The organism is Streptomyces gilvus (assembly GCF_022513565.1).
Taxonomy (GTDB): Bacteria; Actinomycetota; Actinomycetes; order Streptomycetales; family Streptomycetaceae; genus Streptomyces; species Streptomyces gilvus.
On record NZ_JAKWBE010000086.1, the window covers coordinates 1 to 488 of the forward strand.

Sequence of the window (488 nt, forward strand, 5' to 3'; positions counted from 1 at the left end):
CACCGCTCGGCTGGGAGGGGAGTTCCAGCGCCCAACGGGCGTTCCAGTCCCAGACGATGGCGACCTCGGCGGTACCGACCGCGCCCCGGACCTCCGCCAACGCCCGCAGGTCCGCGCCGAGTCGGACCACGTCCCGCCAGATCTGGCTGTCGGTGCCGGCGTGCGGGAGCATCGCGGAGTGCCACTGCTCGGCGCCCGCCTTGGCGGCCCGCCACTGGAAGTAGGCGATGCCGTCGGCGCCCCGGGCCACGTGGGACAGGGCGTTGCGGCGCAACTCCCCCGCCGTCTTGGCCCGGTTGACGGGCTGCCAGTTGACCGCGCCGGTGGAGTGCTCCATCAGCAGCCAGGGGCCGCCCGCCAGCGAGCGGACCAGGTCGCCGCTGAGGGCGATGTCGATCTGCGACTCGGGGTCGGCGGACTGGAGGTAGTGGTCGTTGGAGACGATGTCCAGCTGCGGGGCCCAGCGCCAGTAGTCGAGGGCGTCGAAG

1 protein-coding gene is annotated in these 488 nt (G+C 73.2%); it reads right to left on the minus strand.

Annotated elements, in window-relative coordinates; genetic code table 11:
• Positions 1-488, minus strand: a 488-nt coding sequence (locus tag MKW14_RS40730) for a beta-galactosidase (RefSeq protein ID WP_240871839.1), incomplete at both ends; no start/stop codon positions are given.